The organism is Paenibacillus sp. NPDC056933 (genome assembly GCF_042674385.1).
In the GTDB taxonomy this organism is placed as follows: Bacteria; Bacillota; Bacilli; order Paenibacillales; family Paenibacillaceae; genus Paenibacillus.
This window is the reverse complement of record NZ_JBHUQN010000001.1, coordinates 1,123,700-1,144,724: the sequence shown is the minus strand read 5'-3', so window position 1 is coordinate 1,144,724 and position 21,025 is coordinate 1,123,700. Positions and strand designations below refer to the sequence as shown.

Sequence of the window (21,025 nt, the reverse complement as noted above, 5' to 3'; positions counted from 1 at the left end):
ATTAACTGTACATTTCAATCACGTTGTTCTCGCTCAGACTCTGTTCAAGAATCGAACGCGAGATACGCAGTCCGCCAAGGCGATAAGGTTGTTGCAATCTTGTTGTCTCCAACTCATGGCCATTCAGTACTACACGCTGCACAGATTGTCCCGTGAGATGATAAACAAAGGTCACTTTCTTACCGGCAAACTGGAAATCAAAATGTATTCCATCCAGGCTGACAGGCAACACAGGGTCCAGAACCAAATCTTCCTCTTCCTGGCGAATGCCAAGTGCGTTCGAAATGAGCTGATTCATATAAATTCCCGGTCCACTGGAATAGATTCTCCAGCCACCCTTTACCTGTACCTCTCCGGTGCGGAGTTTATCGAATTGCTCCTGTGCTTCATAGCGGTTGTTGAACTTGCCGTCAGAACTGCTGAAATAAGCATTGCTCTGACGCAGATCAGCATTAGGTACAGCTTCCTGTATGCCCACCGGATTAATGATGCTCAGACCATTCCACACCTCATCCGGGTTGCCCAGCTTTGCCATAGCTTCAACATAGCGGATGTGAGCATGGACGTATTGCAAGCCCACTTCACGCCCGAAATTGGATGCCTGCTCCGCACGTTTGAAATGGGTGCTTACACCGCCATCATACTGTGCTGGCCGATTCATCAATCTGACGCCATCCGGGCAGTACAACTTGTCTTTGATCAGTTCATAATGGGATTGCGCTTGCTCTGGTTCCAGCAACTCCGCGATCATGCTTCGTGTCATAGGGAGCAAGCGATATTGAATACCTGTCTCGCCGTCATCCGGATGAAGCATGCGCTTCGCTTGTGCCGGATCTTCCATATATACAAAGCCTGGAATCACATCAGTATCCAGCATATACTTGCTGAAGTCCCTTTTCACACCCGTTGCCATGTCGCCCAATTCGGATGAAAGCTCCGGTTTCACAGGCGCAAGTGCTCTGGATAGCTGCTTCAACGTTTGATACGTGAGTGCCACAGTCCAGCTGCTGACCATATATTGCTTCAATTGGGCATTGGCCGGCTGTAATGTATCATCCCAGTCACCGTCCCCGTAGGAAGAGAGGAATGTATCATGCAGGAAGTGGCTCTGGATATACTCCAGTTCTTTCTGGGCATGTTCAAGCACGCTGGCGGTCTTATCCGTAAAGTCAAAACCATGTTTGACGGTATATGGTACTTCTTCATTCAGAATGGAATAATCCCTGGTCGCAATCAGATAATCACTTAGTACTTTAAGAGGCCAAACAATAATGTCACCATGGCTTTCTTCCTGCTGAACCTTGAAATAACGATCAAACATGAACCATTGCGGCCAGTTGCCATCATCCTCATACTGATGGGAGTACACCATCTTCAGAATGTCGCGGACCTGCTCATACCTTTGTGTAGCCATAAAGTATTCGACTGGCCCCTGGCAAACATCCCGTGTTCCCCAGGCAGCTCCGCCATATTGCTCCAGTCCGTGTGGAACAGAGTAATGCACCAGCATATTGTGAGTGTACCACCATGCAAGAGCATTGACTTTGAACAGTTCGTCTGCTTCCTGCTTTTGAGGCTGGGATAAATGGAACCCATTCATCACTTCTGAATAGAAGGCACGATAGGCAGCCACCTCCTCTTCAAAGCTGCGTGTCGATGATGCAGGCTGTCCACCTTCCAACAGACCTTGAATGGTCAATGTCCATTCAGCGCTGCTATCCAGCCGTAACGTTGTCAGTGATGCGTCGCCTGCGTTTACTCCACTGGCCAGTTCTGTCTCATCGCCAACCTTCACTTCCGCTCCGCTTACCCGCATGCGATACTCCAGATTCGGATATACTTCGGCACTAAGGGATCTGCGATCTGCCTTGAAGCTCAGCTCACTATTCTGCTCCGTAACATGAACCGGCAGTTCATATTCATTCACGTTCATCGTAATCTGATTGGTGATCAGATATCGATAGGCTATTCCTTTTTCCGACTTCACATGAAGATGTACTTCAGGCGTATCCAACGTTGTATAATTCGTGATGATCAGCGTATCCTCAGCTGTCTTGTAATACCAGCGAACATAGTTAAAGCCCATTTCGAACAGGGAAGGCATCGTGAGCAGGCGGAAGATTCCCTCAACCTCGACATAGATCCGCTGACCGGATGATTTGGGTATGTTGAGCGCACTGCGTGCATTGCTCATCATTTTATTGAAGTTCGTATTACCCACAACCACATGGGAATTAAAAATGCCATACATATAGGAAGATGTCGTGATCACGTTTTGTCCCATCTTCACATTGTTGCCGCTCATCAGAATGTGTCCATGAGGACGTTCCACGCGCATTTCCTTTTCCTTGAGCACAATGTGCTCATACGTATCTGTAAAGAACGCCAGCAATTCACCATCAGTGCGCTCTTCCTGATGTCTCTTCGAAGCTGGAAAAAGAGAATTTACATCTTCTTCGGTCATCGATAAAGTAAGCAAAGGCTTACCCATTACCGGATGGATAGATACCTTGGGGAATACGTCGGATGCTGTTTGTGCTGCGCTTGCATTCCCTTGACGCTTCGCTTCATACTCCTCCCAGGCCTGTTGGACAACATCCTGGTATTCCAGTTCCTTCACTGCTTCCGCATGATTGGCCTGAAAGAGTCCATAGAACACAAAACGAGCTTCGCCACTCAGAACCACTTTCTCGGACTGAAGGGCTGTGTATGCAAATTCATACTGGTATACTTCATTCGCCAGTGTCGGTTTACCCAGACTTTCAGGCACATTCGTTTCCTTGTAACTCAAACCAAAAAACTGAAATCCATCTGTGGAATAACCTGCTGCGCGGGTTAATGAGCCCTGTTGAAGATAAGGAAAAGCCCCGCCCTGCGGCTGATTCTGCCGTGAAGCTACGATATATCCCAGCTTCTCATCCTCGAATACGGCATGGTCGATGTATTGCGACAAGTAAGCCTCATTGCTGCGTACTGCACCAGGATCGGCATTGCCGACATCCTGACCATAGACTACGTCGACCTCTTCTCCATTACCGTTTACCGTTACATCCCAGAACCATACACCCTGTGCTGTCGGAGCAAAAACGACTTGATAACCTACACCCTCAGCGGTACCTGTCCATACCATACGACTGCCATCCGTGCTCATCTGACTGTCGGAGTGAAGGCCAAGCATCGGAACAAAGCGGATACCGGATTCACTGTGAAAACGCAAGTACAGATTGTTCATGGAGCCGTCCACCGGACTAGCCATCCACTGATTAATCATCGTTGTTCCGCTTACTGCTTTGAACAAATCACCGCTTTCCCAGAACGTAAAGCACAGCTCGCCGGATTGCACGTTGATTTGAGATTGATTCATGGTCTTCATATTTCTATTCATATCCTCCTTCATTCATCTGTATGAGCCGTGTCCAATTACACCAGCTTGAAGGTACTTTCCAATGTATCGCGGCTATTCGGCCCTACGAAAAGGTGGAATGTTCCCTTGTCACTGCGATGACTCAAATCAGAATGATGATAACGAAGCTGCTCTTCGTTTAACGTAAATGTAGCCGTACCACTTTCACCCGGCGCGAGTGCCAGCTTCACGTACCCTTTCAGCTCACGCATCGGACGCACAACTTCACCGGATACATCACGAACGTACAACTGAACCGTTTCCACGCCTGCACGCTCACCTGTATTGGTTACATCCACCTGGATCGTCAAAGGCTGGTCAGCAGTCATTTCATGGCTCGAAACTTTCAGATCACCATACTCAAACGAGGTGTATGACAATCCATAGCCAAACGGAAGCAGCGGATCATTCGGGCTATCAATGTATTTGGATACATAACGCTCTTCGGTCTTTTGCGGATTCAGCGGACGTCCTGTATTGAAATGATTGTAATATACCGGAATCTGACCTACGGATTGCGGGAAAGACATCGTCAGACGTGCAGATGGATTCACCACACCTGTCAATACGTCGGCGATCGCAGCTCCACCCTCACTGCCGGGGAACCACGCTTCAAGTACAGCATCGGATTCTTCAAATACACCATGCAGGTCCAGAGGGCGACCGTTGAAAATCACGCTGGCAATGGGTTTACCCGCTGCTTTGAGCTGTTTAACCAATTCCAGTTGGGCTGCTGGCAAACGAATGTCCGTACGCGAGCCACCTTCACCACTCATTTCGGAATCTTCACCAAGGGCAAGTACGATCAGATCGGCTTTGCTTGCTACTTCAAGCGCTTCAGCAATCTGTTCAGCCGTGATGGTGTGAACGTTGCTGCCTTGAGCCATATGAACCTTCCCGGCAGTTAGACGTTCCTGCAAAGCCGTTCCGAGCTTAACAGCATCCTCTTTGACACCTTCACAAGACCACCAGCCGAGAATGTCTTCGCTTTGGGCAAAAGGTCCAATTAACGCTACGTGGGCTTCCGGCTTCAGCGGAAGAACAAGATTGTCGTTTTTCAGCAACACTGCTGATTTGGTTGCCAGTTCGTACGATACCTGACGATGCTCTTTCGAGAAGACAATCTCGCGTTCACGTTCCGGATCCGCTGCACGCAGCGGATTGTCGAATAATCCGAGCTTTTCTTTCAGTTGCAGAATACGCAGTACCGCTTCATCAATGAGCTTTTCGTCCACTTCACCGCTCTGGATCAGTTCAGGCAGATGATGAACATAACAAGGAGTCATCATCTCAATATCCACACCTGCACGAATCGCACGATTTGCAGCTTCACGGTCATCTTCAGCTGCGCCATGGGCAATCATCTCGCGAATGGAAGCCCAATCCGAGATCAATACACCATCAAAGCCCCATTCGTCACGCAAAATGTCACGCATGAGCTTCTCATTTCCGCTCGCTGGAATGCCCTCTACGGTATTGAATGAAGCCATAACCATTTCGACGCCTGCATCCAGTGCTGCCTTGTAAGCCGGTAAATAGTACTCACGCAAGCTACGCTCAGACATGTCGACCGTGTTGTAATCACGACCACCTTCTGCTGCCCCATAGGCTGCAAAGTGTTTGACACAAGCTGCAAGACGATCCGGCTCATCCTTCAAACGGTCACCCTGATATCCACGTACAAATGCCGCAGAGAACAGACTGTTCAAATACGGATCTTCGCCTGTTGTCTCCATCACCCGGCCCCAGCGCGGATCACGAACGAGATCGACCATCGGTGCAAAAGTGACATGGAGACCAGATACTGCAGATTCGCGTGCTGCTATCTCAGCGCTTTTCTCAGCCAGTTCGGTATCCCATGAACATCCAATCGCCAGCGGGATCGGGAAAATCGTTTTAAAACCATGCACTACGTCAGCCATGAACAAGAGCGGAATGCCAAGACGGCTTTTCTTCATATAGGCTTGTTGCACATCAATGATGGCCTGTGCACCGGACAAACCCAGAATGGAGCCACTGGCATCCACGGACTGCTCCGTGATTCCCATCTCTTCCATCGGCCCTGTAATCTGACCTTCGACATTCGTTCCTTCATAAAAATTGGCAGTTAATTGGAGAAGCTGAGCTGTTTTTTCCTCCAAAGTCATCTGTTTCACCAAGTCTAGCAACTGCTCGTTATTCATAGATATTATCCTCCGCTGCATTTTGTTGAAAAAAAGAACCCGGCTGCGTTCGGGGAGAGACCGCGCACCGGGTTCGAATGGATGGGGTCGACAGAATACATCTGTCATATCCCATCTTGCTAACTACTGAATGATTACTTGAATTCTTTGTTCAGTTCATCCAGATAAGGTTGAACCAGGGACATTTTGCTGTTTACCCATTCTTTCCAGTTCGCTTCCAGATCTCCACTTTTGAGGATCAGGTTGGCATACTCATTCTGGTAGTCGAACGAAGCCTGACTTTTAGCTTTGGAATCGTACAGGTTGACATCCCAGTCGTATGCTGCGAGTGATTGACCTTCTGTACCGAGTTTTGCTTTTTCCTGGAACAGCTTCACAGCTCTATCACGATAATCCTTTTTGATTGCAGGATTTACTACACTGAAGTCGTCACCCAGAAGATACAGACCTTCGAAACGTGCCGGGTATTTGTCTTCCAGGACAGTACCTTCTGGCAGCAAGCTAACGAGTTCATTGTTTTCGTCATATTTCCAATCTCTTCCTTCAAAGCCCATGTTGATCAGCAATTGTCCTTCTTTGGTGGCCGAGTAGTCGATCAGATCCATGATCCGTTCGAATTTCTCGTCACTAATGTCCGGATTGAAGATCAATGCAGACCAGAAGTTCGCTTGCTCCATGTTACGGTATTTCCCGTCATCACCCAATACAATTGCTGTGTGTACCAGTTCATCACTATCTACACCCAGATTTTTTCTCATATCGGAATCCAGACCTTGTCTGTACGAAGCCAGTCCGCCCAGACTTGTTACTGCGGCTGTACCTGTTACTTTAAAATTGTTTTGACCTTCATTGTTTTTCCAAGTGTAGAACTCAGGATCTAGCAGGCCATCCTTGTAGGCTTTTTGCATCAATTTCAGTCCTGTCAGAGTCTCCTGATCCGCAGGTCCCCAGTGAAACTTGCCATCTTCACCTTTGTAGAACGGAGAGTCTGTCATGGCATGAACACTGTTCGGCATAATCATATTCGTCATTGCATCTCCCGCATTGTAGGACAGAGGTACAAGTTTGTTACCCACTTTGCCTGGATCTTTCTCTTTCACAAGCGCAGCATATTCGTTCAATTCAGTAGTTGTATAAGCATCTTTCAGTTCAAAACCAACCGCTTCAGCCCAGTCCTTACGAAGCGCAATGACACCGATTTGGTTGGTGAGTGGATCAGCAGGTTTGTTCTCAAAATAAATCGGTCTAGGCAAGAGATACGTTCCACCTGTTAGTTCTTCCAACTTATCACCAAGCCCCGTTAACTTATAAGCAGCTGCCACATTAGGCCAGCGTTCCTTCCAGTCATCCGGGAATTTGTAGAACAAACCTTGATCAATACTGTTTAGAGCGTCACCATGAACATAGTTCCACACCGCTACATCCGGCAAGTCACCCGAGTTGATCCACAGACGAAGCTTCTCGCCCCATGAATCCCACTCAATATAGTTGTACTCCCATGTTACATTGAATTTGTCTGTCCAGAATTTATGGAAATCATTATCCAAATTCCCGTTTTTGATTTCCGTCAGATTGGCTACAGAGATATTGAGGTTGTCTTTGTAATTTCCCTCGGTATCTTTTTCATTACCGCCTGAAGCTTCTTGGCTGGAACAAGCGGTCACCATCAGCATGATTACACTCAGCATAATGGCAAAGAGAGCTCTTACTGACAACTTTTTGTTCGTTTTCATGTTTTACCCCCATGTTTTTTAGTAGAATTTTAATGCAAAATCCTATACGTATAATCAGGTCTTGATTGCCCCTGTTAATACCCCTTTGGCAAAGTGTTTTTGCAGCATTGGGAAGAAACACATAATAGGTACCATGGTGACAAATACTGCCGCCATCTTCATACCCATTGAGAAATTGCTTGCTTGGGCAGCATCCACACTGGATGCATTGGATGCGTTCGTCTGTGATGTGACGATAATGTTTCTGAGTACATTCTGGAGCGGTAGCTGATCCGCTTTTCGAAGGAATATCATCGCATCATACCAACTGTTCCAGTACGCTACACCGTAGAACAACGTAATTGTAGCCATAATTGGTGTAGCTAATGGGAGAACTACCGAGAACAGAATTCTCCACTCTCCTGCTCCATCCAGTCTCGCCGATTCCATCAACGATTCAGGCAAGGTATAGAAGTAGTTCATCATCAGAATCATGTTGAACGCACTGAAACTTCCCGCCAGGATAACGGACCACAGCGTACCTGTAAGGTGAAGTGATTTCATGATCAGGTACAGCGGTACAATACCACCATTGAAGATCATGGTGAACAATACCAGGAAAAAGAGAAACTTTTTGAACGGGAAGTTACTGCGGCTAAGGCCATAAGCCATGCTTGTTGTCAGGAACAAGCTGAGCGGCAAGCCAATGACCAGCAAAATAACAGTGTTTTTGTACCCTGACAGGATTTTTCCGTCAGCGAACAACGCCTTATAGGAATCCAAAGTCCATTCTTTAGGGAACATCAAAAATGGATTGTCAGCATATTCTTTTTGTGTTGCGAACGAGATCATGATGACATTCCAGAACGGAATCAGAATCATCAGGGCAAGCACAAGTAATATGGCGAAAATAATGTAATCGAGAAATGTCATTTTTTCTGTACCAATTCTCGGTTTTTTGTTAGCTTTCTTGCTCATTTCATTTTTCCTCCTCTCTTATCGGAACAAACCGTCTCCGCCAAGCCACTTGGCAAATCTGTCTGCGAGAAGCAGCAAGATCATATTCACGAGGGAACGGAACAAGCTGACCGCCGTCGAGAATGAGAAGTCCGTTGAAGACTGGAACGTAATCCGATAGATGTATACATCCAATACTTCCGAAACATTTTTGGTTGCGGCATTCGCCAAGTTGAAGATCTGATCGAAACCGGAAGACATCAATCCACCGACCGACAGGATGAACATGACGGTGATTGTAGGAAGAATGTTTGGCAATGTGATGCGGAACATCTGTTGCATACGGGATGCTCCATCAATTTGTGCTGATTCATACTGATCCTGATCGATACCGGAAATGGCAGCCAGGAAGATAATCGCACCCCATCCACTTGATTTCCAAATATCCGTCAACAGCAGCATCGGTACAAAGTTGGACTCGGAACCCAGGAAGTTAATCGTTGGCAATCCGAGTAATCCGAGTGCGCTGTTTACCAGTCCGTCATACGCCAGAACGTTGATAACTACCCCGGATACGATAATCCATGACAGGAAGTGAGGGAACGTAAGCACCGTTTGGAACCACTTTTTCCCTCTGCGCATCCGCAACTCATTCAGCAACAGGGCCAGAATAATCGGGAACGGGAACTGAATAATCAGTTTTAGAATGTTGATGTACAGCGTCCGCCATACTGCGTCAATAAAGGTTGGATCCCGGAAAACGTATTTGAAATTCTCAAATCCGCTCCATGGGCTTCCCCAAATTCCCAGGTTTGCCTTGTAGTCTTTAAACGCAAGAGACAGGCCACCCATAGGCATGTAGGCAAACAGGATCAGCCAGACGAGCCCCGGAACAAGCAGGGTGTACGTCATTCTGTGCTTCCAGATTTCACTCCAGAGCGAATTGCCTTTCAAGTTTCCCTTCAGCTTTTTGCTAGGTCCTTCGGCTGCAGGTTTCAAATTGCATCTCCTCACTCTACTTTGGTCTTGTCGTTATACAGAAAATCAAACATTGTTCTCAGGTGTTGCTCCCAAAATCTCCATTCATGGGTTCCCGGCGTCTCTACATACCGAAACTCAAAGTCCGTTTCCTGCATGTATTCAGCGAATTTACGATTCATGTCCACGAAGGGATCGATGTCACCGCAACAACTCAGAATATCCGGTAAAGTTTCACCCTGCTGCAACAGCTTGGCAGATAGTGCGTACAGGTCCTGATCGGGTTTTACCTGTAACCGTTCTCCAAAAACCGCTTTCATTTCCTTGATCATGCCCGAGGGCATTCCCGGATCATGAAGCCTGGTCTGAATATCAGTCACACCTGATAAAGAGACCACCTTGCGATACCTCTCGGGATATGTCAGTGCACATTTCAATGCACCGTACCCCCCCATGGATAGACCGGCAACGTAAGTCTTGGCCGGGTCTGTATTCAGATTGAGCTGACGCCTACAGAATTCAGGCAGCTCCTGAGTGATGTAATGGAAGTAATTCAGGCCGTATTCCATATCGGTGTAATAGCTTCGGTTCGCTTCCGGCATAATGATGGTACAGCCATATTGCTCTGCGTACATTTCAATTGTAGTCAATCGTTGCCATGTACTTGCATTATCGCCTGCCCCATGCAGCAAATATAGCGTACCGCCTGAAGTGTCTCCGGAGTCACTGGACACTACATGTATGCTTGTATTCATGCATAATGTAGGCGATCCGGTTTCGATCGTTATATGCGCCATAAGTAACCCCTTTCATCGTCGGCTGCTGTCTGTAAGCTTCTGTTGTTCTGCCTTTTTGTTGCAACCCACAGTGATTCCCCCGTATTTCACTTGGTTATCGAAACGATTTTCTCGAATCGTTTCAAAACATAGCCAACGTTGATTTACATGGACTTGATTACAACGCTTTTTACGTGGAAGCGATTTCTTCGAATCGTTTCGAATAAATCATAATCCCGAAGGGCAAACCCTGTCAATAACCTTTTTACAAATTTCGCGCTTTTTTCTCAAAAAACTGATTTTTCGTGATAAAATTTGCGTCAAAAGGCACTTTTAATCTCAAATAATATCCTTTAAGTAACCGTTTGCAGATCTCCATTGACATTGAAGCTAGTTTGTACTAACATAAGTTCTAATTTTTGATCCAGATTACGGAAACGTTTCACCAATAGTTAAAATTCTTCTTTTTTTTCAGAAAGGATGTTACGATGTCGAGTATTATAGATTCTTTTGTTCATCATATTAATGAACAGCAGTTAAACGTACATTCTGTTCGGGTATTGCAGAAAGGGATTACAATCGGAGCGTGGGATCACACCACAGATATGCGCCGCTTACAGCATTCTGTCAGCAAATCGTTTACCTGTATGGCGATTGGATTGGCTTTGGATGAGGGCATACTTACCCTTGAATCCAGGCTCGGTGACTACTTCACATCACCAACACCTGCTTCTCATTTAACCGCCTTTCCTCCTGAGGACCTTACCCTGCATGATTTGCTGCGGATGTCATCAGGGCATGATGTCCCCGTGTTATGGGCAGAAGAGCGGGCCACACTTCCTGAGAAAGATTGGGCCAAATATTACATGTCCCTCCCTTTGAACAGAGTCCCTGGTGAAACGTTTACATACAGCAGTGCAGATACGTTTATGATCTCCGCCATGTTTCAGGCTGCCTCTGGTCAAACCGTTAAGGACTATCTGATTCCCCGGCTATTCATGCCACTGGGTATTTCGAATGTAGAGTGGGAGACCTCTCCCTTGGGCATTACATTGGGCTGTGCGGGCTTGGAGCTCACCAACGAGGAATTAGGCAGATTCGGTCAATTGTTGCTTCAGGAGGGCCATTGGAACGGCAAACAGCTCATTCCGGCGGAATGGATTCGATTGGCGACGGCACAGCAGATCCCTACACCGGGAGCCGGTGATTGGGGACAAGGTTATGGATATCAATTCTGGAGATGTTCCCATAACGCTTACCGTGCTGATGGCGCCAATGGTCAACTATGCGTTGTTCTGCCCGCGCTGAAGTCTGTTGTTGCCATCAATAGTGATGAACAAAATATGCAAGCCATTCTTGACCATGTATGGTCAGATATATTACCTATTTTGGAGGGGAATATTTGAATATTCGAACAGCAGTTGTTACAGATTACCCGGAGTTAAGAAACATTTATCTGGAGTCGCGTCGCGCCCGTTTTCACTGGACAACTCCTGAGGACATGTCCCTTCAAGATTTTGACGCAGATACCGTGGATGAGCATATTATCGTGGCTGAACAGGAAGATGGACAGCTCCTCGGTTTCGCTTCGCTGTACCTTCCTGATAATTTTATCCATCTTCTGTTTATCCATCCCGATTTTATGGGTGGGGGCACAGGTTCGCGCTTACTTGATGCGTCGATTTCACTCATGCAGCAGCCTATTCGATTGAAATGTGTATCCGACAATCATAAAGCAATTGGTTTTTACGAACGACAGGGTTGGAAAAAAGTCATTGAAGAAGGTAACCCCGGAGAAAAATATTGGGTGATGGAATATGACACGAATAGTTAAATCTTGTTCACTTCATTCCGCCAGATAGAAATGGATGGAAATATATTTTTTCCACACAAAAAAAGTATCATGACCTTAGAGATCATGATACTTTTTTTTACTTACCCGTGCTGTGGAAGCTGGGTCATTTCATCTAAACATTGTGCGCATATGTAACGCTCTTTGAACTCATTGACTTCTTCCATCGATCCGCAGAAAATACATTTTGGACGGTATCTCTCCAGAATGATATGGTCCCCTTGTACTAAGATCTCTACAGGATCTCCCTCATTCATTTGATACCTTTTACGCAAAGATTTAGGCAATACGATCCTACCCAATTGGTCAACTTTGCGAACGACTCCAGCTGGCTTCATAGCTACGGCACACCTCTCCTATCTTACTCTAAATTTCTAGGTACATTTGTACTATGTTTATTAATTCGCCAAGATTTTGTCGAATCCTGCTGGAAATAAACATTTTTTGTCCTTTTTTTTGAAAAATGTTTTTTAAGCGAATTCTAACCGTTATTCAAACGCCTTAAACGGCTTAATCCAGGCCAGGGAAATCGAGTTGACGCAGCGCCTCATATACAATGATTGCTGCTGAGTTTGACAAATTCAACGATCTGACATCGCCTGTCATTGGCATTTTCATACAAGTTTCCGGGTTCGCAGCTATTAATTCGGGCGGCAAGCCTTTTGTTTCTTTACCAAAGACCAAGAAATCTCCATCTTGAAATTCGAAATCGCTATAAAGATTTTTCGCTTTCGTGGTTGCGTAGAAAAAACGTCCTTCAGGGTATTGTTCCTGAACCTCGGCAAACGAATCATGATATTCAATATGAACGGCATGCCAGTAATCCAGACCCGCCCGTTTCAGTGTAGCGTCATCCGTACGGAATCCGAGTGGGCGCACGAGATGCAGATGCGTGCCAGTAGCCGCACATGTACGTGAAATATTGCCTGTATTTGCCGGAATCTCCGGTTCAACCAGAACGATATGCAAAGCCATCTGTGTTCAATCTCCTTTTCATTTCATGTAAGCGACAATTCTCTAATCTTAAAGAAAAGCCCTCCACACGTCAATGTGGAAGGCTCTGGTAAGGCACAAGTGTGAGTGCTTGAATTCACAACTCGCTGCCAAGCTATTTATCCATTTGTCTTCTGGAAGTGGCTCATGAAGTCCGTAAGTGCCTTAACACTCTCATATGGCGCTGCATTGTAAATGGAAGCTCGAAGGCCACCCACACTGCGATGTCCTTTCAGGCCCACAAACCCTTCTTGCTCCGAAGCCTTGATGAACTGTTTCTCTAATTCTTCAGAAGCCAGGCGGAAGGTCACATTCATCAGGGAACGGTCAGCCGGGTCTACACAACCACGGTAGAAGTCCCCGGAGGAATCAATGGCATTATAGAGCAATTCTGCTTTTTTCGTGTTTTTTTGCTCTATCCCGGTGAGTCCACCCTGTTCTTCAATCCATTTTAGAACCTCATTCACCATATATACGGAGAAAGACGGCGGCGTATTATAAAGAGAATTGTTTTCCGTATGTGTGCTGTAACGCATCATCGTCGGAATTGTTTTTGGTGATTCGCTTACCAGCTCTTCGCGGGCAATAACTACGGTAATCCCAGATGGGCCAAGGTTCTTCTGTGCACCTGCATAGATCATGCCGAATTGATTCAGATCAAACGGTTTACAGAAAATGTCACTCGACATATCCGCAATAAGCGGCACCGAACCGGTATCCGGGAATGACTTGAATTGCGTTCCTTCAATCGTTTCATTAGAAGTCAAATGAACATAAGCTGTGCGTTCCGGCAAACTAAGATTCGACACATCCGGCAATTTCATGAATTTATCCGCTTCGGAAGATGCAGCGACCTGTGTTTCCCCGATAAGCTTCGCTTCAGACAACGCCTTCTTGGCCCAGCTGCCTGTCATGACGTAACTGGCTGTCTGCCCTTCCCCGAGCAGGTTCATCGGCAGCATAGCGAACTGAGTGCTCGCTCCACCCTGCAGGAAGAGGACTTTATATCCTTTCGGATTGCCTAGCAGCGACAACAAGCGCTCCTGAGCTTCATTATGTACAGATTCGTACACCGCACCACGGTGAGACATCTCCATAATCGACATACCTGTGTTACGAAAATCAACAAATTCTGCCTGAGCACGCTCCAGTACCTCAAGTGGCAACGCCGCAGGTCCTGCATTAAAATTATACGCTCTCTTTGTCACAAAATCCCCCGCCCTTTCCATCCGTAGCTGACATATGAACAGCATTTTGCATAATTCGATTAGAATCGCTCACGGGTATAAGAGTTGGACAGGAAGAAGCATCCTGTTCCAACCATCGTATAGACGAATTGAATCATTTCGATCTATATCTTACTTATTGGAAGTCGCTCTATGGATTTATGCAAAATGCTCTACAAAGTGAATATTATGGCTATAATATCAGTATTCCCTATCTGCTTCAAGGGCAATATGCACTGAAGCTGTGAATTCGGGTTATCAAATTCCTTTATCACCCTGCAAAGTTAATGCACTGCATTGTTTACTTCAAGGAAAAGCCTCCGAGAGCGAGTCCCGGAGGCTTTGAGTTGGAACAGATCGTTCTGTTCTGTTCCGACCCCGACCGATTAGCAGTCGAAGTAAAGGCTGTACTCATGTGGATGAATGCGGATCGCTACTGCTTTCGCTTCGTCACGTTTGAGGTTGATATAGTTATCGATGAATTCTTTCGTGAATACGTCGCCTTCAGTCAAGAACTCGTTGTCCGCTGCCAGAGCGTCAAGCGCTTCTTCCAGGGAAGCTGGTACACTGCGGATGTTTTCTTTATCTGCATCAGACAAATCATAGATGTTTTTATCCAGAGGACCATATCCAAGCTCAGTTGGATTGATTTTGCGTTTGATACCATCCAGACCCGCCATCAGCATTGCAGAGAATGCCAGGTAAGGGTTAGCTGTGGAGTCCGGTGTACGGAACTCGATACGACAGCCTTTCGGTGTAACAGCTGCAACAGGAATACGTACTGCTGCTGAACGGTTACCTTTGGAGTAAACCAGGTTAACCGGTGCTTCATAACCAGGTACAAGACGTTTGAATGAGTTCGTACTAGGGTTAGTCAAAGCAATCAGGGCTGGTGCATGGTACAGAATTCCTCCGATGTAGTGCAGAGCCATTTCGCTCAGGTTCGCATATCCCGCTTTGTCATAGAACAATGGGGAATCGCCATCGAAGATGGATTGGTGAACGTGCATTCCGCTACCGTTGTCACCAAACAGTGGTTTCGGCATGAATGTTGCTACTTTACCATATTGACGTGCAGTGTTGTGCACGATGTATTTGTATACAAGCAGGTTATCTGCTGTTTTCTTCAACGTATCAAAACGGAAGTTGATCTCGGCTTGGCCTGCTGTCGCCACTTCGTGGTGGTGACGTTCGATGGAAAGGCCGGCTTCTTCCAGAATACGACACATTTCGCTGCGGATATCTTGTTGTGTATCCACTGGAGCTACAGGAACATAGCCGCCTTTTGTGCGTACTTTGAAGCCCAGGTTACCGCCGTCTTCCTTACGGTTTGTGTTCCATGAAGCTTCTTCGGAATCTACGAAATAGGAAGAGCTGTTCGTGCCACTCTCATAACGTACATCGTCAAAGATAAAGAATTCGGATTCAGGTGCGAAAAATGCCGTTGTACCTACTCCGCTTTCTTTCAGGAACGCTTCCGCCTTAACAGCAATACCGCGCGGGTCACGCTCATAACGCTCGCCATCCGGAGTGAAGATATCACACATAACGTTCAGTGTAGGGTGTGCTGTGAACGGATCGACATAAGTCGATTCAGGATCTGGAATCATAACCATATCGGACTCTTCGATTCCGCGGAAACCTTGAATAGAAGAACCATCAAAGGCTACTCCATTGACAAAAGTGTCTGCGTCAACTGCCGAAGCTGGTAACGAAATGTGATGCGCACGACCGGCTAAATCTACAAAACGAAAATCTACCCACTCGATGTTGTTCTCTTGAATTGCTTTCAATACGTTTTCAACCGACATGTATTCGTCCTCCCAAATATTCCGAACATTAAACAACCCCGCTAAGAAAATGTCCATATTCGAATTTTTTTCTGTCGTCATTATAAATTCTTAAACATGACATCGTCAATACTTATGTTAGGTATTTTTTGCGAGTATGTAAGCTATGCTCACATTTTATAAACCTGTATATTTCACTTAACAACGTTAAAATACTATATTCAACTGGTTTAATGCGGTAAAGTGAGTGTGAAATCGTCCTATATTATGGAAAAAACATCACATCATAAATGTTTCTTATCACCTATGATTAATAAATACGTTCAATGATCCAAATGACCTAAATAATATAAAAAAACCGGACATTGGCCCTGGCTCCATTCTCACTGAACGAAGCCGTGGCCAATGCCCGGATCATTATAAATCTCACACTATTGTAACAAATTATACGCCCACTCGAGCCGGGAAAAACGCAGCCGGTTGTTTAGCCGTATTGAACGATTTACCCACGATCGGTGCCAATTTCTCCAGATCCTGAAGCAGGTTGGCAAATTGGTCAGGGAACAGTGATTGCACCCCATCTCCTGTCATCGAGTTATCAGGGTCCGTGTGCATTTCAATAATCAGGCCGTTGGCACCAGCAGCAACAGAAGCCTTTGTCATCGGTTCTACCAGTTCACGGCGTCCAGTACCATGGCTCGGGTCCGAAATGACTGGCAGATGGCTCAGAGACTGCAGAACAGGGATAGCCGACAGATCGAGCGTATTCCGTGTGTAGGATTCGAATGTACGAATACCACGCTCACACAGCATAACATTCGGATTGCCACCTGCAAGAATGTATTCAGCCGCATTCAACAGTTCATCATAAGTTGCACTGAACCCACGTTTCAGCAATACCGGTTTGCCGCACTCGCCCAATTTGCGCAGCAGATCAAAGTTCTGCATGTTACGTGTGCCTACTTGCAAAATGTCTGCGTACTCGGCACAGATATCCACATATTCAGGTGTCATAACTTCTGTGATGGTCAGCAGATCATGCTTCTTGCCTGCTTCTGCCATCATGATCAATCCCTCTACACCTGTGCCTTGGAAACTGTAAGGACCTGTACGCGGCTTAAATGCGCCACCGCGCAGCACTTGTGCTCCAGCAGCTTTAACTAGTCCGGCAATTTCATCAATCTGTGCTGCCGATTCAACTGCACAAGGTCCACCCATAATCACAAGTTCTTTGCCGCCGATGTCTACCCCTTTGATGGAAATCACGGTATCTTCCGGATGGAAGTCACGGCTTGCCAATTTGTAGGACTTAGAAATCTTGACGACATTCTCCACGCCCTTCATTTGACGCAGGTGTTCAGCCATTTTCGGCTCAACTTTGCCAATCAAACCAATGATGGTCCGATCTTCTCCACGAGAGATATGAACCTGAAGTCCTTCTTTCTCAATTGTAGCGACGATATCCTGAATATGTTCCTCCGGCGTAGCTTTACCTGCAATAACGATCATAATTATATCCACCCTTCCTTGTATGAGAGCACATTGAATATTCATTGCGCGTCTGATTCACATTTAAAACTCTTCTACACTTAAACGCTTGTTCGCTTTTAAGCTTTTATCCACTAAAGTAAATATAACATATTCCCCCTTTTCCGTCAAGCCAACTCCTGTCCTTCTCAAAAAAAGAACCCTGCAGTCAGCACCGGATCTCGGTTCTGTACGGCAGGGTTCATATAATCAGCCATTTTTCTTCATTCGATTTTCTCTCGCTCACGGATTCAAGATATAAACGAATAGGATATCGATCTATATGTTGCTGATCGGAAGACACTCTTCGGATTTATGCAAAAAGCTTATACTATTATTTCTTTTTTTAGGTCGTACGCGTCTTCTCTCTTACAGGAGGAAGCAACTTGCTCATATTCACTGTACGCTTGATTTCCCATGTTTCCGGCTTATCATGTTCATACTGCTCCAGGTACAGGATGACTTCCTTCGTGATTGGTGTTGGTGTTGAAGCTCCTGACGTAACCGCCACTTTATTCACACCTTTCAGCCATTCCTGCTGGATCTCCGCCACATCAGATACACGATATGCCGTAACCCCGGCAATCTCCTCCGACACTTGTGCAAGACGGTTGGAGTTGTTGCTGCGAGGATCACCTACAACGATGACCAAATCCGCCTGTCCTGCCTGTTCAGCGACAGCTTCCTGACGAACTTGGGTAGCCAGACATATTTCATTATGAATTTCTGCGCCTGGGTACTTCTCCAGAAGACGGCTCATAATGTGTTTAATGTCCCATTGGCTCATCGTTGTCTGATTTGTAATCAGGATTTTGCCGGGTGGTACGCTTAGTCCATCGATCTCCTCTTCCTTCTCGATCAGATGAACATGATCGGGTGCAACGCCTATAGCACCCTCAGGCTCTGGATGATTCTTTTTTCCAATATAGATAATGTCATATCCTTCAGCCGTCTTCTCCCGAATCAGGTCATGGGTCTTGGTTACATCCGGACATGTAGCATCCACTGTCGTCAGCCCTTTATCACGTGCCATCTTGCGCACTTCCGGAGATACACCATGGGCCGTAAAGATCACTGTTCCGCTCTCCACCTGACGCAAAATATCAATCCGGTTCGGTCCATCCAGAGTAATAATGCCCTCATCTTCAAATGAATCCGTCACATGTTGGTTATGCACAATCATACCCAATATATAAATAGGCCGTGGTAGATCCAGATTGCGTGCCGCCTGGCGCGCAAGCACCATGGCATCCACAACTCCGTAACAATATCCTCGCGGCGAAATTCGCAATACTTCCACTTGGTTGCCACCCGCTTTCTTTCTCGGCAAGGTTGCCGATGTAATTGCAGTCCAGTCTATTATACCCTTATTCGATAGGCGGAGCAAAGACAACCGGCAACCAGATAATAAAGGTTGTTCCTTCTCCACGTCTGGTTACAACCTCAACCGATCCATGATGCTCCTCGATGATCCATTTGGCGATCGAGAGTCCCAGGCCTATGCCCGGTGTGGCACCACGGGATTCATCTGCACGATAGAACCGATCGAAAATAAACGGTACCTCGTCCCGATCCATTCCAATTCCCGTATCACTGATTCGCAGTCCGACCTGGCCTTTATACAATATCGCATCGAGTGTTACTGAGCCCTCCGGTGTATACTTGAAAGCATTCTCGACAAAAATGAACAGCATCTGTTGCAGGTAATCCTTACTTCCGTTCACATATATGCCATTCAGAATCGAAAGATCACCTGGACGCCAGTCTGCCTGGTGATCAAGGAATTGTGCTCTGCGAGCCACTTCCTGCACCAGAATTTGCAATGGAATCGGATTCAGTTCGATTTTCTGTCCTGTATCCGCTCTGGCCAAAGACAGCATGTCACTGATTAACCTACTCATGCGTTTGCCTTCATCCGCCATATCCTCTATCGCCTCGAGAGACATCTGTTTAACCGTTTCTTCATCCAGATTCGGTCGGTCCGTGCTTTCCTGATCCCAAAGCTTCTTCAGGAAGTCGACATTCCCACGAATTGTGGTCAGCGGTGTGCGCAGCTCATGTGAGGCATCGGATACAAATCTGCGCTGGGCTTTGTTGGTCTCCTCCAATCCTCGGAAGGAAAGCTCTGTTCGCTCAAGCATATTGTTCACTGTTTCAATCAGACGTCCAATCTCATCCTTGGGACCCGTGTATTGTATACGCACACTAAGATCATCCCCGGACTGAATCTGATTGGCCGCATCAACAACATTTACGAGTGGGCGCATGGATTTGCGAGCCATAATGAGACCCGAAGTAATCGCGAGTGCCATTGCCACTAACCAGCCGAACACGAGGATATTGCGCAAAGCCTCCAGCAAGCGTTCCTGGGAGCTCACATTCGTTCCAACTTGAAGGAGCCCCCTTATTTCATTGGTTCCTTGCAAAGACAAGGGCTGCTGATTAACCAGAAATGGAGTTCCGTTTACATAGATCTTGGATATTCCACGCGCTTTCTGGATCTCACTGGATTTCACTACAGGAAATTGAATTTGGAGCTTCTCCATATTTCCTGATATTTTGCCTGATCTGCTATGGTAATCCCACAATTGGATGTATATCTGGGCTTCCTGAAGCTGACTCTCGGTAAAAGGGTCAAGATCCAACGACTGCGAAAGAGGGTTGACACCAATTTGATTCGTAATTCGTTCACTTTTATCTTTCAGTTGCTGTTCCACTTCTTGATACGTATTAAAATAGACAAAAGCGTAAATCACAACGCCCCAAAAAATAAGCACGGCTGCCAAGATGCCTGAGTACCACGCGGTTAATCTTAACCGAATGGACATGTCAGGAGTCACCTCTCAAAATATAGCCGGCTCCCCGGATCGTCTGGATCAAACGTTTGCCGCCGTATTCTTCGGTTTTTTGTCTGAGCATGGCAATATATACTTCGAGCACATTGGATTCACCACTGTAATCATACCCCCAGATTTTGTCCATGATCAGATCACGGGACAGCACACGTTTGGGATTCTGCATGAACAGGTTCAACAATTCGAACTCCTTGGCAGTCAGTTCCAGACGCTGACCATCACGCAACACCTCACGGGAATCATTATCCAGAATAATATCCTCATACATAAGACGATTATCCGGTGTATCCGCGATATCGGCTTTACGACGAAGCAATGCACGAACACGAGCCAGCAATTCTTCAAGTGCAAACGGCTTCACCAGATAATCATCTGCACCTGTATCAAGTCCTGTTACCCGGCTCTGAACTTCATCTTTGGCTGTCAACATCAGCACAGGAACTTTGCTCCCTGCTTCTCTAAGTCTGCGGCATACTTCAAACCCGTCAATTTGTGGCATCATCACGTCGAGAATAACCACATCGGGTTCCTTATCCATTAGTTTACTAAGACCCTCGGCACCATTAGATGCCGTCTGTACCTCATATCCTTCAAATGCCAGCCCCCGGCGAAGCATGGACACAATTTTCTCATCATCATCAACAATCATTATAGTTGAGCGCATGGTCTTTCTCCTTTATCCCTAACGTTTTATTCCTATTGTAACAGGCAAAAGCGCAATCTGCATCTTCTCCCAATACCCGGTTCCATGATAGGACCATCTAACATTTCAT

At 46.3% G+C, this 21,025-nt stretch carries 16 protein-coding genes; 2 read left to right on the top strand and 14 right to left on the bottom strand.

Translation table 11 applies throughout. The features are described from left to right. Nucleotide 1 precedes the first annotated feature (1 nt). From ACFTRD_RS05260 to ACFTRD_RS05235, 6 genes are all read right to left on the bottom strand, one after another. Entirely contained in the window at nt 2-3,373 is a 3,372-nt protein-coding gene (locus tag ACFTRD_RS05260; RefSeq protein WP_379381191.1) for a GH36-type glycosyl hydrolase domain-containing protein, read from the bottom strand. 47 nt (nt 3,374-3,420) lie between these two features. Further along, nucleotides 3,421-5,586, bottom strand: a complete 2,166-nt coding sequence (bglX, locus tag ACFTRD_RS05255) for a beta-glucosidase BglX (protein WP_379378036.1) — start codon at nt 5,584-5,586, stop codon at nt 3,421-3,423. Nucleotides 5,587-5,720: 134 nt separating this feature from the next. Further along, on the bottom strand, nt 5,721-7,319 hold the full coding sequence (locus ACFTRD_RS05250; RefSeq protein WP_379378035.1) for a type 2 periplasmic-binding domain-containing protein: 1,599 nt from the start codon (nt 7,317-7,319) through the stop codon (nt 5,721-5,723). Between the two features lie 54 nt (nt 7,320-7,373). Further along, nucleotides 7,374-8,276 carry a carbohydrate ABC transporter permease gene (locus ACFTRD_RS05245; RefSeq protein WP_379378034.1) on the bottom strand — a complete coding sequence of 301 codons (903 nt, stop codon included), beginning with the start codon at nt 8,274-8,276 and terminating at the stop codon, nt 7,374-7,376. A gap of 18 nt (nt 8,277-8,294) precedes the next feature. Continuing rightward, entirely contained in the window at nt 8,295-9,254 is a 960-nt protein-coding gene (locus tag ACFTRD_RS05240; RefSeq protein WP_379378033.1) for an ABC transporter permease, read from the bottom strand. An 11-nt stretch (nt 9,255-9,265) separates the two neighbouring features. Further along, the gene (locus ACFTRD_RS05235) at nt 9,266-10,030 is read right to left on the bottom strand and encodes an alpha/beta hydrolase (RefSeq protein WP_379378032.1); all 765 of its coding nucleotides are present in this window, start codon (nt 10,028-10,030) and stop codon (nt 9,266-9,268) included. A 467-nt stretch (nt 10,031-10,497) separates the two neighbouring features. Between ACFTRD_RS05235 and ACFTRD_RS05230 the strand changes: the two genes are divergently transcribed. Beyond that, nucleotides 10,498-11,415, top strand: coding sequence for a serine hydrolase domain-containing protein (locus tag ACFTRD_RS05230; RefSeq protein ID WP_379378031.1), 918 nt, complete (start codon nt 10,498-10,500; stop codon nt 11,413-11,415). After that, complete coding sequence (locus ACFTRD_RS05225) at nt 11,412-11,843, top strand: GNAT family N-acetyltransferase (RefSeq protein WP_379378030.1); 432 nt, start codon at nt 11,412-11,414, stop codon at nt 11,841-11,843. The genes ACFTRD_RS05230 and ACFTRD_RS05225 overlap by 4 nt, the downstream gene beginning before the upstream one ends. A gap of 101 nt (nt 11,844-11,944) precedes the next feature. Here ACFTRD_RS05225 and ACFTRD_RS05220 read toward each other — a convergent pair whose 3' ends face one another. The 8 genes from ACFTRD_RS05220 to ACFTRD_RS05185 all read right to left on the bottom strand — a co-directional run bounded on the left by ACFTRD_RS05220 (nt 11,945) and on the right by ACFTRD_RS05185 (nt 20,916). Further along, on the bottom strand, nt 11,945-12,199 hold the full coding sequence (locus ACFTRD_RS05220; protein WP_024629045.1) for an AbrB/MazE/SpoVT family DNA-binding domain-containing protein: 255 nt from the start codon (nt 12,197-12,199) through the stop codon (nt 11,945-11,947). 172 nt (nt 12,200-12,371) lie between these two features. Then, nucleotides 12,372-12,836, bottom strand: coding sequence for a tRNA (uridine(34)/cytosine(34)/5-carboxymethylaminomethyluridine(34)-2'-O)-methyltransferase TrmL (trmL, locus tag ACFTRD_RS05215; protein ID WP_379378029.1), 465 nt, complete (start codon nt 12,834-12,836; stop codon nt 12,372-12,374). Nucleotides 12,837-12,973: 137 nt separating this feature from the next. Beyond that, a complete protein-coding gene (serC, locus tag ACFTRD_RS05210) occupies nt 12,974-14,062 on the bottom strand; it encodes a 3-phosphoserine/phosphohydroxythreonine transaminase (protein WP_379378028.1) in 1,089 nt (362 codons plus the stop codon). A 404-nt stretch (nt 14,063-14,466) separates the two neighbouring features. Then, nucleotides 14,467-15,891: a type I glutamate--ammonia ligase gene (gene glnA, locus ACFTRD_RS05205; RefSeq protein WP_192265564.1), complete on the bottom strand. Its 1,425-nt coding sequence runs from the start codon at nt 15,889-15,891 to the stop codon at nt 14,467-14,469. Between the two features lie 423 nt (nt 15,892-16,314). Beyond that, the gene (gene aroF, locus ACFTRD_RS05200; protein WP_192265562.1) at nt 16,315-17,379 is read right to left on the bottom strand and encodes a 3-deoxy-7-phosphoheptulonate synthase; all 1,065 of its coding nucleotides are present in this window, start codon (nt 17,377-17,379) and stop codon (nt 16,315-16,317) included. A gap of 364 nt (nt 17,380-17,743) precedes the next feature. Beyond that, nucleotides 17,744-18,697 carry a 4-hydroxy-3-methylbut-2-enyl diphosphate reductase gene (locus ACFTRD_RS05195; RefSeq protein WP_192265560.1) on the bottom strand — a complete coding sequence of 318 codons (954 nt, stop codon included), beginning with the start codon at nt 18,695-18,697 and terminating at the stop codon, nt 17,744-17,746. A 67-nt stretch (nt 18,698-18,764) separates the two neighbouring features. Next, a complete protein-coding gene (locus ACFTRD_RS05190; RefSeq protein WP_379378027.1) occupies nt 18,765-20,225 on the bottom strand; it encodes a sensor histidine kinase in 1,461 nt (486 codons plus the stop codon). 1 nt (nt 20,226) lies between these two features. Continuing rightward, nucleotides 20,227-20,916 (bottom strand): response regulator transcription factor, encoded by a 690-nt coding sequence (locus ACFTRD_RS05185; protein ID WP_192265556.1) that lies wholly within the window; start codon nt 20,914-20,916, stop codon nt 20,227-20,229. Nucleotides 20,917-21,025: the final 109 nt, after the last annotated feature.